This is a genomic window from Bacillus sp. SIMBA_008 (genome assembly GCF_046535495.1).
Lineage (GTDB): Bacteria > Bacillota > Bacilli > Bacillales > Bacillaceae > Bacillus > Bacillus subtilis.
The window spans coordinates 1-229 of record NZ_JAWRWL010001424.1; the positions used below are offsets into that span (position 1 = coordinate 1).

Here is a 229-nt window from a genome sequence, read left to right on the forward strand (position 1 = left end):
GTGGTCGTCCCGTCGTCATGGATGGATGCGTCGATGGCTCGGATGTTCGCGCGCCCGACGTCGAGAAAGTCCTCGAGGGCGCTCGTCGAGCGCTCAGTGACGGCGAGGTGGAGGCACGCGTCGAACCATTGCGCAGCGTAGGTTCCCAGGTATATGAGTTCGCCGGGGCCGCATCCGGCGACGAGTCCATCCTCTCGAGCCCCGGCCGCAGCGTGGAGGAGGGCACGAC

General features: G+C 67.2%; 1 protein-coding gene. It reads right to left on the reverse strand.

Features of this window, described 5'->3' with window-relative positions; translation table 11 throughout:
• On the reverse strand, positions 1-229 hold a 229-nt coding region (locus tag SB658_RS28185), incomplete at both ends, for a hypothetical protein (protein WP_410603911.1).